Origin of the sequence: Pseudomonas sp. stari2 (genome assembly GCF_040760005.1) — a bacterium.
GTDB lineage: Bacteria > Pseudomonadota > Gammaproteobacteria > Pseudomonadales > Pseudomonadaceae > Aquipseudomonas.
On the sequence record NZ_CP099760.1, the window covers coordinates 1,215,272 to 1,234,047 of the forward strand.

Here is an 18,776-nt window from a genome sequence, read left to right on the forward strand (position 1 = left end):
ATGATCTCTACCTTGCGACGTGGCCTGTTGATGTTGCTCGCGACACTGCCGCTGCTGGCGAACGCTGCGCCCGGGCAGTCGGCGCACGATCTGGTTCAGGACACCACCAACCGGATGCTCGCCGATCTGGCGGCGAATAAAGAGAAGTACAAGCAGGACCCGCAGGACTTCTACACCGCGCTGAATACCATTGTGGGTCCGGTAGTGGACGCCGAAGGCATTTCCAAAAGCATCATGACGGTCAAGTACTCGCGCAAGGCCACCCCGGCGCAGATGCAGACCTTCCAGGAAAACTTCAAGCGTGGCCTGTTCCAGTTCTATGGCAACGCCTTGCTGGAATACAACAACCAGGGCATCACCGTCGATGCGCCGAAAGATGAGTCGGGCGACCGCACCAGCGTCGGCATGACCGTCAAGGGCAACAACGGCGCGATTTATCCGGTTCAGTACACGCTGGAGAAGATCAGCGGCGAGTGGAAGCTGCGCAACGTGATCATCAATGGCATCAACATCGGCAAGCTGTTCCGTGACCAGTTCGCCGACGCGATGCAGCGCAATGGCAACGACCTGGACAAGACCATCAATGGCTGGGCCGGCGAAGTGGCCAAGGCCAAGCAGACCGCCGAGAAACAAGAGAAGCCTGCCCAATGACCGAGTCGGCCATTCGTCTGGACGAAGCCAGTCAGCTTCAGCTCACCGGTGTGCTGGATTACCGCACCGGTCCTGGCCTTCGCGAGCAGGGCCGGGCGCTGATCAAATCGTGCAATGCCCCGGCATTGGTGATCGATTGTTCGGCGGTGGAAAAGTCCAGCAGCGTCGGCCTGTCGTTGCTGCTGTGTTTCATTCGCGATGCGAAAGCCGCCGGCAAGGCGGTCAGTATCCGCGGGATGCCGGAAGACATGCGTGAAATCGCTCAGGTCAGCGAGCTGACCGAGCTGTTGGCGCAACCCTGAACCCGCATCTATAAAGAAGCCCCCCGTCAGAGTCCTGCGCAGCGGGGTTCGCAGGCGCGGGGCTTTTTTGTATGATGTCCGACCCGTGCGCACAGGGCGCCGATTGAGGTTGAGCATGCAGGCCGTAGAAGTGAAGAGCTTCCTTGAAGGAAAGCTGCCAGGAACGCAGGTGGAAGTTGAAGGCGAAGGCTGCAACTTTCAGCTGAACGTGATTAGCGATGAACTGGCGGCGTTGAGCCCGGTCAAGCGTCAGCAAAGCATCTATGCCCATTTGAACCCATGGATCGCCGATGGCAGCATCCACGCGGTCACTATGAAATTTTTCAGCAGCGCGGCCTGGGCCGAGCGCACCTGAGCCCTAGGGCGTCGAGATTGTTATGGATAAATTGATTATTACTGGTGGCGCTCGTCTTGATGGCGAGATCCGCATCTCCGGGGCGAAGAACTCCGCCCTGCCGATCCTGGCCGCCACCCTGCTGTGCGATGGGCCGGTCACCGTTGGCAATCTGCCGCACCTGCACGACATCACCACCATGATCGAGCTGTTCGGTCGCATGGGCATCGAGCCTGTGATCGACGAGAAGCTCAGCGTCGAAATCGATCCGCGCACCATCAAGACCCTGATCGCCCCGTACGAACTGGTGAAAACCATGCGTGCATCGATCCTGGTGCTGGGCCCGATGGTGGCCCGTTTCGGTGAAGCCGAAGTGGCTCTGCCTGGCGGTTGCGCGATCGGTTCGCGTCCGGTCGATCTGCACATCCGTGGCCTGGAAGCCATGGGTGCGATCATCGACGTCGAAGGCGGCTACATCAAGGCCAAGGCCCCTGAAGGCGGCCTGCGCGGTGCACACTTCTTCTTCGATACCGTCAGCGTGACCGGTACCGAGAACATCATGATGGCCGCTGCTCTGGCCAAGGGCCGCAGCGTGTTGCAGAACGCCGCCCGCGAACCTGAAGTGGTCGACCTGGCGAACTTCCTGAACGCCATGGGTGCCAAGGTCTCTGGCGCTGGCACCGACACCATCACCATCGATGGTGTCGAGCGCCTGGGTTCGGCCTTCTACAAAGTGATGCCTGACCGCATTGAAACCGGTACTTACCTGGTGGCCGCCGCGGTTACCGGTGGCCGCGTGAAGGTCAAGGACACTGATCCGACCATTCTCGAAGCCGTTCTGGAAAAGCTTCGCGAAGCCGGTGCAGAAGTTACCACCGGTGAAGACTGGATCGAACTGAACATGCATGGCAAGCGCCCGAAAGCGGTCAACGTGCGCACCGCGCCGTACCCGGCGTTCCCGACCGACATGCAGGCGCAGTTCATCTCGCTCAACGCCATTGCCGAAGGCACCGGTGCCGTGATCGAGACGATCTTCGAAAACCGCTTCATGCACGTGTACGAACTGCACCGCATGGGCGCCAAGATTCAGGTCGAAGGTAACACGGCCATCGTGACCGGTACTGAAATCCTGAAAGGCGCGCCAGTGATGGCAACCGACCTGCGGGCCTCGGCCAGCCTGGTGATCTCGGCGCTGATGGCCGAGGGCGATACCCTGATCGACCGCATCTACCACATCGACCGTGGTTATGAGTGCATCGAGGAAAAACTGCAGATGCTGGGCGCCAAGATCCGTCGCGTTCCGGGCTAGTCGCTGCATCTGGACACAGGGACGTGTCCGTTGAATTCGTTTTGATCGGGGGTGGTGACGCCCTCGATGTATGTCCGGCGCCGATTGCGACCGGACATGAGTACCTTGATAAGGACTGACGTTTCCCATGTTGACCATCGCACTGTCCAAGGGCCGCATCCTTGACGACACCCTGCCGCTTCTCGCCGAAGCGGGCATCGTGCCGACCGAGAATCCGGACAAGAGCCGCAAGCTGATCATCCCCACGACCCAGGAAGACGTACGCCTGTTGATCGTGCGCGCCACCGATGTGCCGACCTATGTCGAGCATGGCGCGGCCGACCTCGGCGTTGCCGGTAAAGACGTGCTGATGGAATACACAGGACAAGGCCTGTACGAACCGCTGGATCTGCAGATTGCCCAGTGCAAACTGATGACCGCCGGCAAGGTCGGCGCGGTCGAGCCAAAGGGCCGTCTGCGCGTTGCCACCAAGTTCGTCAACGTTGCCAAGCGCTACTACGCCGAGCAGGGCCGTCAGGTCGACATCATCAAGCTTTATGGCTCGATGGAGCTGGCACCGCTGATCGGCCTGGCCGACAAGATCATCGACGTGGTCGACACCGGCAACACCCTGCGCGCCAACGGCCTGGAACCCCAGGAACTGATCGCCACGATCAGCTCGCGTCTGGTGGTCAATAAAGCTTCGATGAAAATGCAACACGCCCGAATCCAGGCGTTGATCGACACCCTGCGCAAGGCAGTGGAGTCTCGACACCGCGGCTGATGTACCTGCGCGACGTTAAGTCGCGCCCGTCTATCCGCCTCATAGCCAGAATCTCAGGTGCCCAAGCGGATCGAATGGTAATTTCGGGCGCCTGAGTTTTTTGCCATTCCTATGAGGCTCTCGCTATGACCGCACCGACTGCAATTCGCCGACTCAACGCTGCTGACCCGGATTTCGCGCAACATCTGGATCATCTGCTGAGCTGGGAAAGTGTGTCTGACGACTCGGTCAATCAGCGGGTGCTGGACATCATCAAGGCTGTGCGCGAGCGGGGTGACGCGGCACTGGTCGAGTTCACGCAGAAATTCGATGGCCTCGAAGTCGCCTCCATGGCAGACCTGATCCTGCCGCGCGAGCGTCTGGAACTGGCCCTGACCCGTATCACCGTGGCGCAACGCGAAGCGCTGGAAAAAGCTGCCGCTCGCGTTCGCAGCTATCACGAAAAACAGAAGCAGGACTCCTGGAGCTACACCGAAGCCGACGGCACGGTGCTGGGCCAGAAAGTCACGCCACTGGATCGTGCTGGTCTGTATGTGCCGGGCGGCAAGGCGTCGTACCCGTCGTCGGTGTTGATGAACGCGATTCCGGCCAAGGTCGCCGGCGTGACCGAAGTGGTCATGGTGGTGCCGACCCCGCGCGGTGAAGTCAACGAGCTGGTGCTGGCGGCGGCGTGCATCGCCGGCGTCGACCGGGTGTTCACGATCGGTGGCGCGCAAGCCGTTGCCGCATTGGCCTATGGCACCGAAAGCGTGCCGCAGGTGGACAAGGTCGTCGGCCCGGGCAACATCTACGTCGCCACTGCCAAGCGTCACGTGTTTGGTCAGGTCGGCATCGACATGATCGCCGGCCCGTCGGAAATCCTCGTGGTGTGCGATGGCCAGACCGATCCGGACTGGATCGCCATGGATCTGTTCTCTCAGGCCGAGCACGACGAAGACGCCCAGGCGATTCTGGTCAGCCCGGACGCCGAGTTCCTCGACAAGGTCGCCGCGAGCATCGATAAACTGCTGCCGACCATGGATCGCGCGACCATCATCGAAACCTCGATCAATGGCCGTGGCGCCCTGATCCAGGTGCGCGACATGGCCCAGGCCATCGAAGTTGCCAACCGCATTGCCCCGGAACACCTTGAACTGTCGGTCGCCGACCCGCAGGCCTGGCTGCCGCAGATCCGCCACGCCGGCGCGATCTTCATGGGGCGACACACCTCCGAAGCGCTGGGCGACTACTGCGCCGGTCCGAACCACGTGCTGCCGACCTCCGGCACTGCGCGTTTCTCCTCGCCGCTGGGCGTGTACGACTTCCAGAAACGCTCGTCGATCATCTTCTGCTCCGAGGCAGGTGCTTCGGAACTGGGCAAGACTGCATCGATCCTGGCCCGTGGTGAATCGCTGAGCGCTCACGCTCGCAGCGCTGAATACCGCATCAAAGACGAAGTGAAGGGGAACTGAAAATGAGTAAATTCTGGAGCCCGTTCGTCAAGGATCTAGTGCCTTATGTACCGGGTGAGCAGCCGAAATTGACCCGGCTGGTCAAACTCAACACCAACGAAAACCCGTATGGCCCGTCGCCAAAAGCCCTGGCGGCGATGCAGACCGAACTCAACGACAACCTGCGCCTGTACCCGGACCCCAACAGTGACCTGCTGAAGAACGCCGTCGCCAAGTATTACGGTGTGCAGAGCAACCAGGTGTTCCTCGGCAACGGTTCGGATGAAGTGCTGGCGCACATCTTTCACGGCCTGTTGCAACACGATCAGCCGATCCTGTTCCCGGACATCAGCTACAGCTTCTATCCGGTCTACTGCGGTCTCTACGGCATCACATTCGACGCGGTGCCGCTGGATGCGCAGTTCCAGATCAACCCGGCCGACTACGCCAAACCGAACGGCGGGATCATCTTCCCCAACCCGAACGCGCCGACCGGTTGCCTGCTGGCACTGGAAGCCGTCGAACAAATCCTCAAGGCCAGCCCGGATTCAGTGGTGGTGGTCGATGAGGCCTACATCGACTTCGGCGGCGAGACCGCGATCAGTCTGGTGGACCGTTATCCAAACCTGCTCGTGACCCAGACCTTGTCGAAGTCCCGTTCGCTGGCGGGCCTGCGGGTTGGTCTGGCGGTTGGCCATCCGGACCTGATCGAGGCGCTGGAGCGGATCAAGAACAGCTTCAACTCCTACCCGATCGATCGCATGGCGAACGTCGGCGCGGCGGCAGCGTTCGAGGATCGCGAGTACTTCGACAAGACCTGCGCACTGGTCATCGAGAGTCGCGAGTGGGTGGTTGCGCAGTTGCAGGCCAAAGGTTTTGAAGTGCTGCCGTCAGCGGCCAACTTCATCTTCGCCCGGCATCCGCAACACGATGCGGCGGGGCTGGCGGCCAAACTGCGTGAGCAGGGCGTGATCGTGCGCCACTTCAAGCAGGAGCGGATTGCCCAGTTCCTGCGGATCTCGATCGGCACGCCGGAACAGAATCAGGCGTTGATCGACGGTCTGGGCGAACTCTGAAACGACGCTGATCCCTGTGGGTTCAGTCCCGCAGGGATCAGCGCTGGTTTATTCGTGATGCGGCTCGCCAAGGAACGTCAACGAACTGAACAACCCTCTGCTGCTCACCTCTGCACTGTCCTTCACCGGCACTTCCACCTGCGCCGCAATCACATTCAATCCCTCATTACGCACCAGCACCTGAGCGCGGCCGTCCTTGTCGGTTTCAGTGCTCAAGGTATTCGGCGCGCTGCGGTAGTCACCGATCAACTTCACGCCCGCGGCCGGTTTGCCATCCAGCAACACCCGCACCGGCAATGATTTCCCCGGCCCGACGGTCAGCGGATCGACCTCCGGCAAAATCAGCAATTTGATCTGATCCAGTTTGGGCAACTTCGCTCCGGGCTGATAAATCGCCAGGCTGTACTTGAGGGTCTCGGTCGACTCGATGGCTCCCGGGACTTTGCTACGCCCCTCGTTGACCCATTTCTTGTCGGCGGTTTGCGACCACATGCCGTTGTTCAGGGCCACGGCCATCACCGCCGGCGGTTTCAACGGTTGCAGGCGGGCGTGATCTGCCAGGCGCTGCACACTGACGGGAATCATCTTGCCGCTCGCGTCAAAGGCCCACGCCCCGCTGACTTTCTGCGGTTTGAACGCATTGTCCTCGGCACCGTGGCCGTAGACGACTTCGATATTGCCGCGTCGTTGTTCGGTCCACAAACCATGGGCCGAGGCGTGAGTGGCGAACAGCGCGGCGATGAGCAGCAGGGATTTGCCGTAATGCATTGTGACGTCCTTTTACAGGTTGAGTGTCAGGCTGACCGTGAAATTGCGCGGCTCGCCGGGGTTGACCCAGTAGTTGCTGTACGAGCGCTCGTAATACTTTTCGTCGAACAGATTGTTCAGATTCAGTCCGAGAGTGACGGTGTCGCTGGCCTTGTAATGGGCCAGCAGGTCGACGGTGTGATAGGCCGGCAGCTCGAAATCGCTGCCGGACTCACCCGAGCGGTCACCGACGTAGGTGAACGCCGCGCCGATATCCGAGCCGCGCAAGCGGCCGTCCTGAAACTCGTAGACACCCAGCAGGCTGCCGCTGCGTTTGGCCACCCCGAGGATGCGGCTACCGGCAGGAATCGCGGCATCACCCTTGGTGACTTCGGCGTCGATCCAGGCGAAGGCGCCGATCACCCTGACGGCGTCGGTGACTTGCCCGGTGACTTGCAGATCGAAACCCCGGCTGCGGGCCTTGCCCATGGCGCGGCTGGTGTCGGTGCCCGGGTCGAGGGCGAGGACGTTTTCCTTGTCGATATGGAAGAAGGCGAGGGTGCTGCTTAACCGTTCGTCGAACAGCTCGTTCTTGATGCCGATTTCGTAACCCACACCTTCCTCCGGATCGAAGGATTTGCCAGCCGCATCGAGGCCGTTGTTCGGTTTGAATGAGGTCGAGGCGTTGGCGAACAGGCCGGTGTCCGGTGTCAGTTGATAGAGCAGGCCGGCACGTTGGGTGAGCGCATCGTGGGTCTGGCGGCTGGTGGTGTTGCGGCTGTGGTCATCGATGTTTTGGTCGAAATGCTCGAAGCGCGCACCGATCATCCCGCGCAGTTTTTCGCTGAAGACGATTTGATCCTGCAGGTTCAGCGCATGGCTTTCGACGTGTTCGAAGAAGTCTGTGCCGGAGCGTGCGCCGTTGGGTTTGGGCTGGCCGTACACCGGGTTATAGATATCGATGGCGTAAGGCCCGCCGGCGATGGTGGTGACGCGCTCGTTCTTGCGGAAGTTCTCATACTCGCTGCCGATCAGCAGTTCGTGCTGCCAGGTGCCGAGGTCGAACAGGCCGCGCAGTTCCAGCTGGGTGATGCTGTCGTGCCAGTTGGTATCGCGTTCGCGATAGCGGCGGTTGACTGTGTGGCCATCGGCATTCAAAGGACGGTTTTCGGAGGCGAATCCCCACAGTTTGCCTTCCTTGTAATGGCTGGCCAGGCGCAGTTTCCAGGCATCGCTGAGGTGGTGCTCAAGCGTGGCTTGCAGTCTGTTGTTGTGGTTGTCGATGTTGCCGTCGTTCGGCTCACCCAGGAATGTCGAGCGCGAGACGCCGCTCCATTTATTGTTTGGCGCAACGATGCCGCGGTCGAAGGTCGAGCTATGACGCACGAATTCGCTCTCCACCAGCAGGCTGGTGTCCGGGTTCAACCGCCAACTGAAAGAGGGGGCGACGAAGACCCGTTTGCTGTCGACGTGATCGCGAAAGCTGTTGTTGTCCTCGACCGCGAGGTTGATTCGCGACAGCACATCACCCTGATCATCCAGCGGCGTGTTGACGTCCAGCGCGGTGCGATAACGATCCCAACTGCCGGCACTGGTTTGCAGGGTGGTGAAGGCCTCGGGCTGCGGTTTCTTGGTGACGATGTTGACCGTGCCACCCGGATCGCCTCGGCCGTAAAGGCTGGCGGCCGGTCCTTTCAGCACTTCGATGCGCTCGATGTTGGCGGCGTCCGGTGTGCTCGGGTAACCACGGTTGGCGCTGAAGCCGTCCTGGTAAAACTCGGAGGTGGTGAAGCCGCGCACGCTGTATTCGTAAAGCGTCAGGCCGCCGAAGTTGTTTTGCTTTGAAACGCCACCGGCGAAATCCAGCGCGCGTTCGACGCTGGTGCTGCCCAGATCCTTGAGTACGCTGGCGGGCACCACGCTGATGGCCTGCGGAATATCGCGGATTGCGGTGTCGGTTTTGGTGGCGCTGGACGAGCGCGTGGCGCGGTAGCCATTGACCGGGCCAGTAGGGGATTCGTAATCGGAGGTGACGCTGATGGCGTCGAGTTCGAGCGTTTGCGGTTCATCGGCAAACACGGGATCGCCAAGCAGGCCAAGGGTCAGGCCGAGGAGAGAGGCCTTTTTTCGAGATGACATGTTATGTTGTTCCAATGTGCTAATTGAAACAATATAACATGCCTGTTGAGAATGTCTGTTATTCGCGCCAATGACGCGAACAAAGTCTTACTCTTCCTTTTCCTGTACCGGCGCTGGCGGCGGACGCAGGCCGATTTCAGCGGTCAGCTTCAACTCCTTGCCATTGCGCATCACCTGAATCGTGACCTTGTCGGTTGGCTTGATCCGCGCCACCTGGTTCATCGATTTGCGGCCATCGCCGGCCGGTTCGCCGTCGATGCTCAGAATCACGTCACCCAGTTGCAGGCCGGCCTTCTGTGCCGGACCGTCGCGGAAAATCCCCGCCACTACAATCCCCGGACGCCCGGACAGGCCAAACGACTCGGCCAGTTCCTGCGTCAGCGGTTGCACCTCGATCCCCAGCCAGCCACGAATTACCTGGCCGTGCTCGATGATCGATTTCATCACTTCCATCGCCAGTTTCACTGGAATCGCAAAACCGATCCCTTGCGAGCCGCCGGACTTGGAGAAGATCGCCGTGTTGATGCCGGTGAGGTTGCCGTTGGCGTCCACCAACGCGCCGCCGGAGTTGCCCGGGTTGATCGCCGCGTCGGTCTGGATGAAGTCTTCGTAGTTGTTCAGGCCCAGCTGGTTACGGCCGGTGGCACTGATGATGCCCATGGTCACGGTCTGGCCGACCCCGAACGGGTTGCCGATGGCGAGGGCCACGTCGCCGATGCGGATATTGTCGGAGCGACCGACGGTGATCGCCGGCAGATTTTTCAGATCGATCTTCAGGACCGCGAGGTCGGTTTCCGGGTCGCTGCCGATCACCCTGGCCAGGGTTTCACGACCGTCCTTGAGCGCCACGACAATCTGGTCGGCGCCGGTGGTAACGTGGTTGTTGGTCAGAATGTAGCCTTCCGGGCTCATGATCACGCCGGAGCCGAGACTCGACTCCATGCGTTTCTGCTTCGGTGAGTTATCACCGAAGAAGCGGCGGAACTGCGGATCCTCGAACAGCGGATGCGCCGGTTTGTTGATGACTTTGGTGGTGTAGAGGTTGACCACCGACGGCGCGGCAATGACCACCGCGTCGGCGTAGGACACCGGCCCCTGTTGCACGCTGGTGGTCTGCGGAGCCTGATGCAGGTTGACGTCGAGGCTCGGAAGCCCGACCCACTGCGGGTAACGCTGAATAATCAACAGAGCGATAAGCACACCGGCCAACAGCGGCCAGCCGAAAAAACGCAGCGCCTTGAGCATTAAGCACGTCCTGGAAAGGTTGCAGGCGGGGTCAGACCGCCCATAATGTCGCGCATTATACGAGGCCGCGCGTGCCTCTGAACGGGATTTTCAGGAGTCTTTCATGGCCGTTGCCCTCAGTACCCTGGTCGAAGAAGCCGACCGTTATCTCGGCAGTGCGAAAATTGCCGATTATTGCCCCAACGGCCTGCAGGTCGAGGGCCGTCCGCAGGTGATGCGCATCGTCAGCGGCGTCACCGCCAGTCAGGCGCTGCTCGATGCTGCCGTCGAGGCCGAAGCCGATCTGGTGCTGGTGCATCACGGTTATTTCTGGAAGGGCGAGAACCCGTGCATCACCGGCATGAAGCAGCGTCGTTTGAAGACCCTGCTCAAACACGACATCAGTCTGCTGGCCTATCACCTGCCGCTGGATCTGCACCTGGACGTCGGCAACAACGTGCAATTGGCCCGGCAGCTCGACATTACTGTTGAAGGGCCGCTGGATCCTGACAACCTGAAGATCGTTGGCCTGGTCGGTTCGCTGGACGAGCCGGTGACCGCACGCGATTTCGCCCGTCGTGTGCAGGAACGCATGGGCCGCGAGCCGCTGCTGATCGAAGGCAGCGCAATGATTCGTCGCGTCGGCTGGTGCACCGGCGGTGGTCAGGGCTACATCGACAATGCCATCGCTGCCGGCGTCGATCTGTTCCTCAGCGGTGAAGCCTCCGAGCAGACGTTCCACAGCGCCCGGGAAAACGACATCAGCTTTATTGCTGCCGGCCACCACGCCACCGAACGCTACGGCGTGCAGGCGCTGGGCGACTATCTGGCGAAGCGGTTTGCCCTTGAGCACATCTTCATCGACTGCCCGAATCCGATCTGACTTTCCCCTGAAAAACACCCGAACGAGCGGGCATATTCATATGCCCTTTCGATCTAGTTGGCGTCCTGATTAGAAGGGGGCGCTGTGCTAGGATTCCCCGCTCGAACACGGCCCGCTGGCCGTTCATAAGAAAGCTTTCGTGAGTAGCCATGGTCGACAAACTGACGCATCTGAAACAGCTGGAGGCGGAAAGCATCCACATCATCCGCGAGGTGGCCGCCGAGTTCGACAACCCGGTGATGCTGTACTCCATCGGTAAAGACTCCGCCGTGATGCTGCATCTGGCACGCAAGGCGTTCTTCCCGGGCAAACTGCCGTTTCCGGTGATGCACGTCGACACCCGCTGGAAATTCCAGGAGATGTACAAGTTCCGCGACAAGATGGTCGAAGAACTTGGTCTGGACCTGATCACCCACGTCAACCCGGATGGCGTTGCGCAGGGCATCAACCCGTTCACCCACGGCAGCGCCAAACACACCGACATCATGAAGACCGAGGGCCTGAAGCAGGCACTCGACAAGCATGGTTTCGACGCCGCGTTCGGCGGTGCCCGTCGCGATGAAGAGAAGTCCCGTGCCAAGGAGCGCGTCTACTCGTTCCGTGACAGCAAGCACCGCTGGGACCCGAAGAACCAGCGCCCGGAGCTGTGGAACGTCTACAACGGCAAGGTCAACAAGGGCGAATCCATCCGCGTATTCCCTTTGTCGAACTGGACCGAGCTGGATATCTGGCAGTACATCTACCTCGAAGGTATCCCGATCGTGCCGCTGTACTTCGCCGCCGAACGCGAAGTGATCGAGAAGAACGGCACGCTGATCATGATCGACGACGAGCGCATCCTCGAGCACCTGTCCGACGAGGACAAAGCGCGCATCGTCAAAAAGAAAGTGCGTTTCCGTACCCTTGGCTGCTACCCGTTGACGGGCGCGGTGGAGTCCGAGGCCGAAAGCCTGACGGACATCATTCAGGAAATGCTCCTGACGCGAACTTCCGAGCGCCAGGGCCGGGTCATCGACCACGATGGCGCAGGCTCGATGGAAGACAAGAAACGTCAGGGTTATTTCTAAGGGGTTGTCATGTCGCACGCATCTGATTTGATCAGCGAGGACATCCTCGCCTACCTGGGCCAGCACGAACGTAAAGAGCTGCTGCGCTTTTTGACCTGCGGTAACGTCGATGACGGCAAGAGCACCTTGATCGGGCGCCTGCTGCACGACTCGAAGATGATCTACGAAGATCACCTCGAAGCCATCACCCGCGATTCGAAGAAAGTCGGCACCACCGGTGACGACATCGACCTGGCGTTGCTGGTCGACGGCCTGCAGGCCGAGCGCGAGCAGGGCATCACCATCGATGTCGCGTACCGCTATTTCTCCACCGCCAAACGCAAATTCATCATTGCCGACACCCCTGGCCATGAGCAGTACACCCGCAACATGGCCACCGGTGCATCCACTTGTGACCTGGCGATTATCCTGGTCGACGCCCGTTACGGCGTGCAGACCCAGACCCGTCGCCACAGCTTTATCGCCTCGTTGCTGGGCATCAAGCACATCGTTGTCGCCATCAACAAGATGGACCTCAAGGGCTTCGATCAGGGCGTGTTCGAGTCGATCAAGGCCGACTACCTGAAGTTTGCCGAAGGCTTGAAGATGAAGCCGACGAGCATGCACTTCGTGCCGATGTCCGCTCTGAAGGGCGACAACGTGGTGAACAAGTCCGAGCGCTCGCCGTGGTACACCGGCCAGTCGCTGATGGAAATCCTCGAGACCGTGGAAGTGGCGGGCGACCGCAACTTCACCGATCTGCGTTTCCCGGTGCAGTACGTCAACCGGCCGAACCTGAACTTCCGCGGTTTCGCCGGCACCCTGGCCAGCGGCATCGTCAAGAAGGGCGACGAAGTCGTGGTCCTGCCGTCGGGCAAGAGCAGCCGCGTGAAATCCATCGTCACCTTCGAAGGTGAGCTGGAGCATGCAGGCCCGGGTCAGGCCGTGACTCTGACCATGGAAGACGAGATCGACATCTCCCGTGGCGACCTGCTGGTACACGCCGACAACGTACCGCCGGTGACCGACAGCTTCGAAGCGATGCTGGTATGGATGGCTGAAGAGCCGATGCTGCCGGGCAAGAAATACGACATCAAACGCGCCACCAGTTACGTGCCGGGGTCTATCGCCAGCATCGTCAACAAGGTCGACGTCAACACCCTCGAAGAAGGCCCGGCGAGCGCGTTGCAGCTCAACGAAATCGGCAAGGTGAAGATCGCGCTCGACGCGCCGATCGCCCTCGACGGTTATGACAGCAACCGCACCACTGGCGCGTTCATCATCATTGACCGTTTGACCAACGGCACCGTCGGCGCCGGCATGATCGTGGCTCAGCCAGTTTGCCATGGCACGGCCACCCACCATGGCAAACTGGCTCATGTAGCAACCGAAGAACGCGCCCAGCGTTTCGGTCAGCAACCGGCCACCGTGCTGTTCAGCGGCCTGTCCGGTGCTGGCAAGAGCACGCTGGCGTACGCGGTCGAGCGCAAGCTGTTCGACATGGGACGTGCGGTGTTTGTACTCGATGGCCAGAATCTGCGTCATGACCTCAACAAGGGTCTGCCGCAGGATCGTGCCGGTCGCACCGAGAACTGGCGTCGTGCTGCACACGTGGCGCGTCAGTTCAACGAAGCGGGTCTGCTGACGCTTGCTGCGTTTGTGGCGCCGAGTGCTGAAGGTCGTGAACAGGCCAAGGACCTGATCGGCAAGGAGCGTCTGCTGACGGTCTATGTCCAGGCTTCGCCGACTGTTTGCGCCGAGCGTGATCCGCAAGGGTTGTACGCGGCCGGTGGCGATAACATTCCGGGTGAGTCTTTCCCGTATGACGTGCCGCTGGATGCTGATCTGGTGATCGATACCCAGTCGCTGTCGCTGGAAGAGGGTGTGAAGCAAGTGCTGGATCTGCTGCGCAAGCGTGGCGCGATTTAAGCGTTAGCTGGAAATGAAAAACCCGCCGATGAGTGATTATCGGCGGGTTTTTTATTGGGTTGGTTGGGGTGAATATCCGTTTCTTCGGGTGTTGCGGCTGGCGGTTTCGCCCTTACGGCGAGTCACTTTTGACAAACGCCCGGAATGCCGGCCCAGCCAAAAGTAACCAAAAAGTCTTGCCCCAACGTTCGGCGCCTCGCTGTGGCTCGGCGTTCCTTCGCTCCGGGATTCATCCGGGGGCATCGCCTCCGGTTTGCTTCGCTGCACCTCCTCTCGATGCGTTTGGCTTCGCCAAACGGCGCTGCGCGCCCACCCCCGGATAAATCCCTCCACTCAGCCTTCCGATGGGGCCGGCACGTCAAAAGCGGTACTTGAGCTAACGCTCATCGTGTTGAGTGGTGGGAAGCGAGAAGCGAACTGCTTTTCTGTGGGAGCCGGCCTGACGGCCGGCCAGTTTCTGTCGGGGCTATCTCAAGGGATCAGCGTTGGTTCGGATATTCGCGATGCATCTGCTCCAGCAACGCATCCTTGTCCTGCCACAGCTGGTTGATCCAGCTCTGGAATTGCAGGCGGTATTCGCCGTCCTGGTCGTAGTTCTTGCCGATGAACTGCGGCGGGATTTTCAGTTCTTCAAAATGCACCACCACGTCCCGTACGTTACCGCACAGCAGATCCCAGAAGCCTGGACGCCCGCCCGGGTAGTGGATGGTCACGTTGACAATCGATTCCAGCTGTTCGCCCATTGCATCCAGCACGAAGGCAATGCCGCCGGCCTTGGGTTTGAGCAGGTATTTGAACGGTGATTGCTGCTGCGCGTGTTTGCCTTCGGTGAAGCGTGTGCCTTCGACAAAGTTGAAGATGCCTACCGGGTTGTTGCGGAATTTCGCGCAGGTCTTGCGGGTGGTTTCCAGGTCTTTGCCTTTCTTTTCCGGGTGCTTCTCCAGATAAGCTTTCGAGTAGCGCTTCATGAACGGAAAGCCCAGCGTCCACCACGCCAGACCGATGATCGGCACCCAGATCAGTTCCTGTTTGAGGAAGAATTTTAGCGGCTGAATTTTCCGGTTCAGCACGTATTGCAGCACCAGAATGTCGACCCAGCTCTGGTGGTTGCTGGTGATCAGGTACGAGTGTTGATAGTCCAGGCCTTGCATGCCGCTGAGGTGCCAGCGGGTGCGGCGGACCAGGTTCATCCAGCCTTTGTTGTTGCTGATCCAGGCTTCGTGGGTGTGGCTCATCAGCCAGCGCGAGGCACGGCGTGCGAGGTCGAACGGCAGCACTTTGATCAGGGCCACGAGAAACAGGAACGAGCACAGCAGAATCGTGTTCAGCGCCAACAGCAGCGCGGCGATCACGCCGCGCAAGGGGGCAGGGAGAAAGGCCAGCATTGAGTCAGATATCCAAAGGTCGGTTGGCAGCCTGAATCGCAGTCAGGGCAATGGTGTAGACGATGTCGTCGACCTGCGCGCCGCGCGGCAGGTCGTTCACCGGTTTGCGCAGGCCTTGCAGCATCGGGCCGAGGCTGACGCAATCGGCGCTGCGCTGCACGGCTTTGTGGGTGGTGTTGCCGGTGTTCAGATCGGGGAATACGAACACCGTGGCGCGACCGGCCACCTGGCTGTTCGGCGCCAGTTGCCGGGCCACGGTTTCGTTCGCAGCAGCGTCGTACTGCAACGGCCCGTCGATCAGCAGCGAGTGCTGTTGTTCGTGGGCGAGCTGGGTGGCTTCGCGGACTTTCTCGACTTCTTCGCCGGTGGCCGATTCGCCGCTGGAGTAGCTGATCATCGCCACGCGCGGGGTGATGCCGAACGCGGCGGCCGAGTCGGCGCTTTGCAGGGCGATCTCGGCCAGTTCACTGGCGCTCGGATGCGGGTTCATCACGCAGTCGCCGTAGACCAGCACTTCTTCGGGGAACAGCATGAAGAACACCGACGACACCAGCGTGCAGCCCGGCGCCGTCTTGATCAGTTGCAAGGCCGGGCGGATGGTGTTGGCGGTGGTGTTGATGATGCCGGAAACCAGTCCGTCGACTTCATCCAGCGCCAGCATCATGGTGCCGATCACCACGGTGTCTTCCAGTTGCTGCTCGGCCATCGGCGCGTTGAGGCTTTTGCTCTTGCGCAGGGCGACCATCGGTTCGACGTAGCGCTCGCGGATCAGGTCCGGATCGAGGATTTCCAGCCCCGGCGGCAGCACGATGCCTTGGGCCCGGGCGACGGCTTCGACGTCTGCCGGTTTGGCCAGCAACACACAACGGGCGATCCCGCGCTCCTGACAGATCGCCGCCGCTTGCACGGTGAAAGGCTCGCTGCCTTCGGGCAGGACTATGCGTTTGTTGGCGGCCTGCGCGCGTTGAATCAATTGATAGCGGAACACCGCTGGCGACAGGCGCATTTCCCGTGGCGTGCCGCAACGTTGGTGCAGCCAGTTGGCATCCAGATGACTGGCGACGAAATCGGTGATGATCTCCGCACGCTCGCGGTCATCGACGGGGATTTCCTTGTTCAGGCCGTTGAGCAGGTTGGCGGTGTCGTAGGAGCCGGTGCTCACCGACAACACCGGCAAACCGGCCTGCAATGCGCCACGGCACAGGTCCATGATGCGCGGATCCGGCAGGGTGTCGCTGGTCAGCAGCAAGCCGGCCAGCGGTACGCCGTTGATGGCCGCGAGGCTGACGGCGAGGATGATGTCGTCGCGGTCGCCGGGGGTCACCACCAGCACGCCGGGCTTGAGCAGATCCACGGTGTTGCGCATGGTGCGCGCGCAAATGATGGTCCTGGTCATGCGCCGGGTTTCGTAGTCGCCGGCGTTGAGCACCTGGGCGCCCATCAGGTCGGCGACGTCGCGGGTGCGCGGGGCGTTGAGTTCCGGCTGGAACGGAATGCAGCCGAGCAGACGGAAATCACCGCTGCGCAGCAACGGTGAGTGTTCTTTCAGGCGCGCGGCGAAGGCGTCCATGCTCTCGTCGGTCTTGACCTTGTTGAGGATCACGCCGAGGACTTTCGGGTCTTTCGGCCCACCGAACAGTTGTGCCTGCAACTCGACGCGGCCGGACAGTTCGGTCAGCACTTCGTTTTCCGGCGCCGAGACCAGAATCACCTCGGCATCCAGGCTCTTGGCCAGGTGCAGGTTGACCCGTGCGGCATAGCTGGCGCTGCGGGTCGGCACCATGCCTTCGACGACCAGCACGTCTTTGCCGATGGCTGCCTGCTGGTAGAGCGCGATGATTTCTTCGAGCAGCTCGTCGAGCTGACCGTCGCCGAGCATCCGCTCGACGTGAGCCAGGCCCAGTGGCTGCGGCGGCTTCAGGCCATGGGTGCGTGCCACCAATTCAGTGGAGCGCTCAGGGCCGGTGTCGCCCGGATGCGGCTGGGCAATCGGTTTGAAGAAGCCGACCTTCAGCCCGGCCCGTTCCAGCGTACGCACCAGCCCGAGGCTGATGGAGGTCAGACCCACACCAAAATCGGTGGGCGCGATAAAAAAAGTTTGCATGCGGATTCTCTAAGGGTGCATGGCAAGGGCGTTGGCCTATGGCTGGCCTTCCACCGATTTTTCAGGCGTCAAGGTTAGCGCTAACCGAGCCTTGTGCGCACCAACCGCAAGCAAAGGGTTGGCCTATTTTTTCAATACGTTGCGTTGCGTCCAGCACCCATGCCCGTGACTGCCACGGCGGCTGGTGACGCAGGTGCTGGGTGTGGCCGCAGGAAAGTTCGACCACCCAGTGACCGTCCTCGTCCTGATGGAAGCCTGTGATCGTCGAATCCCGTTTGTCAGGGTTGTGTTCGCTTTCGAGCGATTGCTTCGCTAAACTTGGCCTTTCTATATTCTTATGCAAAAGGTCTCGCCCCATGCTGATCGCCGCCAATAAGGCTGTCTCCATCGACTATACCCTGACCAACGACGCTGGTGAGGTCATCGACAGCTCCGCCGGCGGCGCTCCGCTGGTTTACCTGCATGGCGCAGGCAACATCATCCCGGGCCTGGAAAAAGCCCTGGAAGGCAAAGAAGTCGGCAACGAGCTGGAAGTTTCCGTTGAGCCGGAAGATGCCTATGGCGAGTACTCGGCCGAACTGGTCAGCACCCTGAGCCGCAGCATGTTCGAAGGCGTCGACGAGCTGGAAGTCGGCATGCAGTTTCACGCTTCGGCGCCGGACGGCCAGATGCAGATCGTCACCATTCGTGACCTGGACGGCGACGACGTCACCGTCGACGGCAACCATCCGCTGGCCGGTCAGCGCCTGAACTTCAAAGTGAAGGTCGTTGCCATCCGTGACGCCAGCCAGGAAGAAGTCGCTCATGGTCACGTCCATGGCGAAGGTGGCCATCACCACTGATTTTCTGCGCTAAGCTCAGAGAACTGGAGAGGCGCCCGAGGGCGCCTTTTTAGTCCGCGGCTGTCCTTGGTGGCCTCGCCAAGTGGCTGTTTCGAGTAGAACACGGGAATCTGGAGTTCGTCATGAGTGCTTTTCACGACCTTAAGTTGACAGCCCTGGATGGTCAGGAGCTACCGCTGGCACCCTTCAAGGGCCAAGTCGTGCTGGTGGTCAACGTCGCCTCCAAATGCGGCTTGACTCCACAGTACGCGGCGCTGGAAAACCTCTATCAGCAATACAAGGGCAAAGGCTTCAGCGTGCTGGGCCTGCCGTGCAACCAGTTTGCCGGCCAGGAACCGGGCAGCGAGCAGGAGATTCAGGAATTCTGCAGCCTCAACTATGGCGTGAGTTTTCCGTTGTCGAAGAAGCTCGAAGTCAACGGCCACGATCGCCATCAGCTCTACCGTCTGCTGGCGGGCGAGGGCGCCGAATTTCCCGGCGATATCACCTGGAATTTCGAGAAATTCCTGCTCGGCAAGGACGGTCGCGTTCTGGCGCGTTTCTCGCCGCGCACGGCGCCGGATGATCCTGCGGTGATTACGGCGATTGAAAGAGCCCTGAGCTGAAACGCGA

General features: G+C 60.7%; 18 protein-coding genes. 12 read left to right on the forward strand and 6 right to left on the reverse strand.

The window, feature by feature from the left end:
• The 7 genes from NH234_RS05375 to hisC all read left to right on the forward strand — a co-directional run bounded on the left by NH234_RS05375 (window position 1) and on the right by hisC (window position 5,865).
• Window positions 1–651, forward strand: coding sequence for a phospholipid-binding protein MlaC (locus tag NH234_RS05375; protein ID WP_085729621.1), 651 nt, complete (start codon window positions 1–3; stop codon window positions 649–651).
• Window positions 648–953, forward strand: a complete 306-nt coding sequence (locus tag NH234_RS05380) for an STAS domain-containing protein (RefSeq protein WP_085711775.1) — start codon at window positions 648–650, stop codon at window positions 951–953. The genes NH234_RS05375 and NH234_RS05380 overlap by 4 nt, the downstream gene beginning before the upstream one ends.
• 115 nt (window positions 954–1,068) lie before the next feature.
• Entirely contained in the window at window positions 1,069–1,308 is a 240-nt protein-coding gene (locus NH234_RS05385; protein ID WP_007953556.1) for a BolA family protein, read from the forward strand.
• Between the two features lie 22 nt (window positions 1,309–1,330).
• On the forward strand, window positions 1,331–2,596 hold the full coding sequence (gene murA, locus NH234_RS05390; RefSeq protein WP_085729622.1) for a UDP-N-acetylglucosamine 1-carboxyvinyltransferase: 1,266 nt from the start codon (window positions 1,331–1,333) through the stop codon (window positions 2,594–2,596).
• Window positions 2,597–2,723: 127 nt separating this feature from the next.
• Complete coding sequence (gene hisG, locus NH234_RS05395; RefSeq protein WP_007953554.1) at window positions 2,724–3,359, forward strand: ATP phosphoribosyltransferase; 636 nt, start codon at window positions 2,724–2,726, stop codon at window positions 3,357–3,359.
• A 125-nt stretch (window positions 3,360–3,484) separates the two neighbouring features.
• Window positions 3,485–4,810, forward strand: coding sequence for a histidinol dehydrogenase (gene hisD / locus NH234_RS05400; RefSeq protein WP_367255870.1), 1,326 nt, complete (start codon window positions 3,485–3,487; stop codon window positions 4,808–4,810).
• Between the two features lie 2 nt (window positions 4,811–4,812).
• The gene (hisC, locus tag NH234_RS05405; RefSeq protein ID WP_367255872.1) at window positions 4,813–5,865 is read left to right on the forward strand and encodes a histidinol-phosphate transaminase; all 1,053 of its coding nucleotides are present in this window, start codon (window positions 4,813–4,815) and stop codon (window positions 5,863–5,865) included.
• Between the two features lie 48 nt (window positions 5,866–5,913).
• Here hisC and NH234_RS05410 read toward each other — a convergent pair whose 3' ends face one another.
• The 3 genes from NH234_RS05410 to algW form a co-directional block, all read right to left on the reverse strand.
• On the reverse strand, window positions 5,914–6,633 hold the full coding sequence (locus tag NH234_RS05410) for a DUF4198 domain-containing protein (RefSeq protein WP_367255874.1): 720 nt from the start codon (window positions 6,631–6,633) through the stop codon (window positions 5,914–5,916).
• A gap of 12 nt (window positions 6,634–6,645) precedes the next feature.
• Window positions 6,646–8,751, reverse strand: coding sequence for a TonB-dependent siderophore receptor (locus tag NH234_RS05415; protein ID WP_367255876.1), 2,106 nt, complete (start codon window positions 8,749–8,751; stop codon window positions 6,646–6,648).
• Between the two features lie 87 nt (window positions 8,752–8,838).
• On the reverse strand, window positions 8,839–9,996 hold the full coding sequence (algW, locus tag NH234_RS05420; RefSeq protein ID WP_085729627.1) for a Do family serine endopeptidase AlgW: 1,158 nt from the start codon (window positions 9,994–9,996) through the stop codon (window positions 8,839–8,841).
• A gap of 103 nt (window positions 9,997–10,099) precedes the next feature.
• Here algW and NH234_RS05425 point away from each other — a divergent pair, with 103 nt between their 5' ends.
• The 3 genes from NH234_RS05425 (at window position 10,100) to cysN (ending at window position 13,833) form a co-directional block, all read left to right on the forward strand.
• Window positions 10,100–10,858 carry a Nif3-like dinuclear metal center hexameric protein gene (locus tag NH234_RS05425; protein ID WP_085729628.1) on the forward strand — a complete coding sequence of 253 codons (759 nt, stop codon included), beginning with the start codon at window positions 10,100–10,102 and terminating at the stop codon, window positions 10,856–10,858.
• Between the two features lie 149 nt (window positions 10,859–11,007).
• A complete protein-coding gene (cysD, locus tag NH234_RS05430) occupies window positions 11,008–11,925 on the forward strand; it encodes a sulfate adenylyltransferase subunit CysD (protein ID WP_007953546.1) in 918 nt (305 codons plus the stop codon).
• A 9-nt stretch (window positions 11,926–11,934) separates the two neighbouring features.
• Window positions 11,935–13,833, forward strand: a complete 1,899-nt coding sequence (gene cysN / locus NH234_RS05435) for a sulfate adenylyltransferase subunit CysN (RefSeq protein ID WP_367255879.1) — start codon at window positions 11,935–11,937, stop codon at window positions 13,831–13,833.
• 479 nt (window positions 13,834–14,312) lie between these two features.
• Here cysN and NH234_RS05440 read toward each other — a convergent pair whose 3' ends face one another.
• The 3 genes from NH234_RS05440 to NH234_RS05450 form a co-directional block, all read right to left on the reverse strand.
• Window positions 14,313–15,218 carry an acyltransferase gene (locus NH234_RS05440; RefSeq protein WP_367255881.1) on the reverse strand — a complete coding sequence of 302 codons (906 nt, stop codon included), beginning with the start codon at window positions 15,216–15,218 and terminating at the stop codon, window positions 14,313–14,315.
• Between the two features lie 4 nt (window positions 15,219–15,222).
• A complete protein-coding gene (gene pta, locus NH234_RS05445; protein WP_367255883.1) occupies window positions 15,223–17,322 on the reverse strand; it encodes a phosphate acetyltransferase in 2,100 nt (699 codons plus the stop codon).
• 61 nt (window positions 17,323–17,383) lie between these two features.
• Window positions 17,384–17,710 carry a DUF3565 domain-containing protein gene (locus NH234_RS05450; protein WP_085729632.1) on the reverse strand — a complete coding sequence of 109 codons (327 nt, stop codon included), beginning with the start codon at window positions 17,708–17,710 and terminating at the stop codon, window positions 17,384–17,386.
• Here NH234_RS05450 and NH234_RS05455 point away from each other — a divergent pair.
• Together NH234_RS05455 and NH234_RS05460 are read left to right on the forward strand one after the other, a co-directional pair.
• Complete coding sequence (locus NH234_RS05455) at window positions 17,679–18,164, forward strand: peptidylprolyl isomerase (RefSeq protein ID WP_085711766.1); 486 nt, start codon at window positions 17,679–17,681, stop codon at window positions 18,162–18,164. The two genes, NH234_RS05450 and NH234_RS05455, sit on opposite strands and share 32 nt — an antisense overlap.
• Before the next feature lie 122 nt (window positions 18,165–18,286).
• The gene (locus tag NH234_RS05460) at window positions 18,287–18,769 is read left to right on the forward strand and encodes a glutathione peroxidase (protein ID WP_367255886.1); all 483 of its coding nucleotides are present in this window, start codon (window positions 18,287–18,289) and stop codon (window positions 18,767–18,769) included.
• Window positions 18,770–18,776: the final 7 nt, after the last annotated feature.

What these genes read in the sequence shown, in the direction of transcription:
- NH234_RS05375 (WP_085729621.1), top strand. Translation starts at nt 1, where the DNA reads ATGATCTCTACCTTGCGACGTGGCCTGTTGATGTTGCTCGCGACACTG.
- NH234_RS05380 (WP_085711775.1), top strand. Translation starts at nt 648, where the DNA reads ATGACCGAGTCGGCCATTCGTCTGGACGAAGCCAGTCAGCTTCAGCTC.
- NH234_RS05385 (WP_007953556.1), top strand. Translation starts at nt 1,069, where the DNA reads ATGCAGGCCGTAGAAGTGAAGAGCTTCCTTGAAGGAAAGCTGCCAGGA.
- murA (WP_085729622.1), top strand. Translation starts at nt 1,331, where the DNA reads ATGGATAAATTGATTATTACTGGTGGCGCTCGTCTTGATGGCGAGATC.
- hisG (WP_007953554.1), top strand. Translation starts at nt 2,724, where the DNA reads ATGTTGACCATCGCACTGTCCAAGGGCCGCATCCTTGACGACACCCTG.
- hisD (WP_367255870.1), top strand. Translation starts at nt 3,485, where the DNA reads ATGACCGCACCGACTGCAATTCGCCGACTCAACGCTGCTGACCCGGAT.
- hisC (WP_367255872.1), top strand. Translation starts at nt 4,813, where the DNA reads ATGAGTAAATTCTGGAGCCCGTTCGTCAAGGATCTAGTGCCTTATGTA.
- NH234_RS05410 (WP_367255874.1), bottom strand. Translation starts at nt 6,633, where the DNA reads ATGCATTACGGCAAATCCCTGCTGCTCATCGCCGCGCTGTTCGCCACT.
- NH234_RS05415 (WP_367255876.1), bottom strand. Translation starts at nt 8,751, where the DNA reads ATGTCATCTCGAAAAAAGGCCTCTCTCCTCGGCCTGACCCTTGGCCTG.
- algW (WP_085729627.1), bottom strand. Translation starts at nt 9,996, where the DNA reads ATGCTCAAGGCGCTGCGTTTTTTCGGCTGGCCGCTGTTGGCCGGTGTG.
- NH234_RS05425 (WP_085729628.1), top strand. Translation starts at nt 10,100, where the DNA reads ATGGCCGTTGCCCTCAGTACCCTGGTCGAAGAAGCCGACCGTTATCTC.
- cysD (WP_007953546.1), top strand. Translation starts at nt 11,008, where the DNA reads ATGGTCGACAAACTGACGCATCTGAAACAGCTGGAGGCGGAAAGCATC.
- cysN (WP_367255879.1), top strand. Translation starts at nt 11,935, where the DNA reads ATGTCGCACGCATCTGATTTGATCAGCGAGGACATCCTCGCCTACCTG.
- NH234_RS05440 (WP_367255881.1), bottom strand. Translation starts at nt 15,218, where the DNA reads ATGCTGGCCTTTCTCCCTGCCCCCTTGCGCGGCGTGATCGCCGCGCTG.
- pta (WP_367255883.1), bottom strand. Translation starts at nt 17,322, where the DNA reads ATGCAAACTTTTTTTATCGCGCCCACCGATTTTGGTGTGGGTCTGACC.
- NH234_RS05455 (WP_085711766.1), top strand. Translation starts at nt 17,679, where the DNA reads ATGCTGATCGCCGCCAATAAGGCTGTCTCCATCGACTATACCCTGACC.
- NH234_RS05450 (WP_085729632.1), bottom strand. Translation starts at nt 17,710, where the DNA reads ATGGAGACAGCCTTATTGGCGGCGATCAGCATGGGGCGAGACCTTTTG.
- NH234_RS05460 (WP_367255886.1), top strand. Translation starts at nt 18,287, where the DNA reads ATGAGTGCTTTTCACGACCTTAAGTTGACAGCCCTGGATGGTCAGGAG.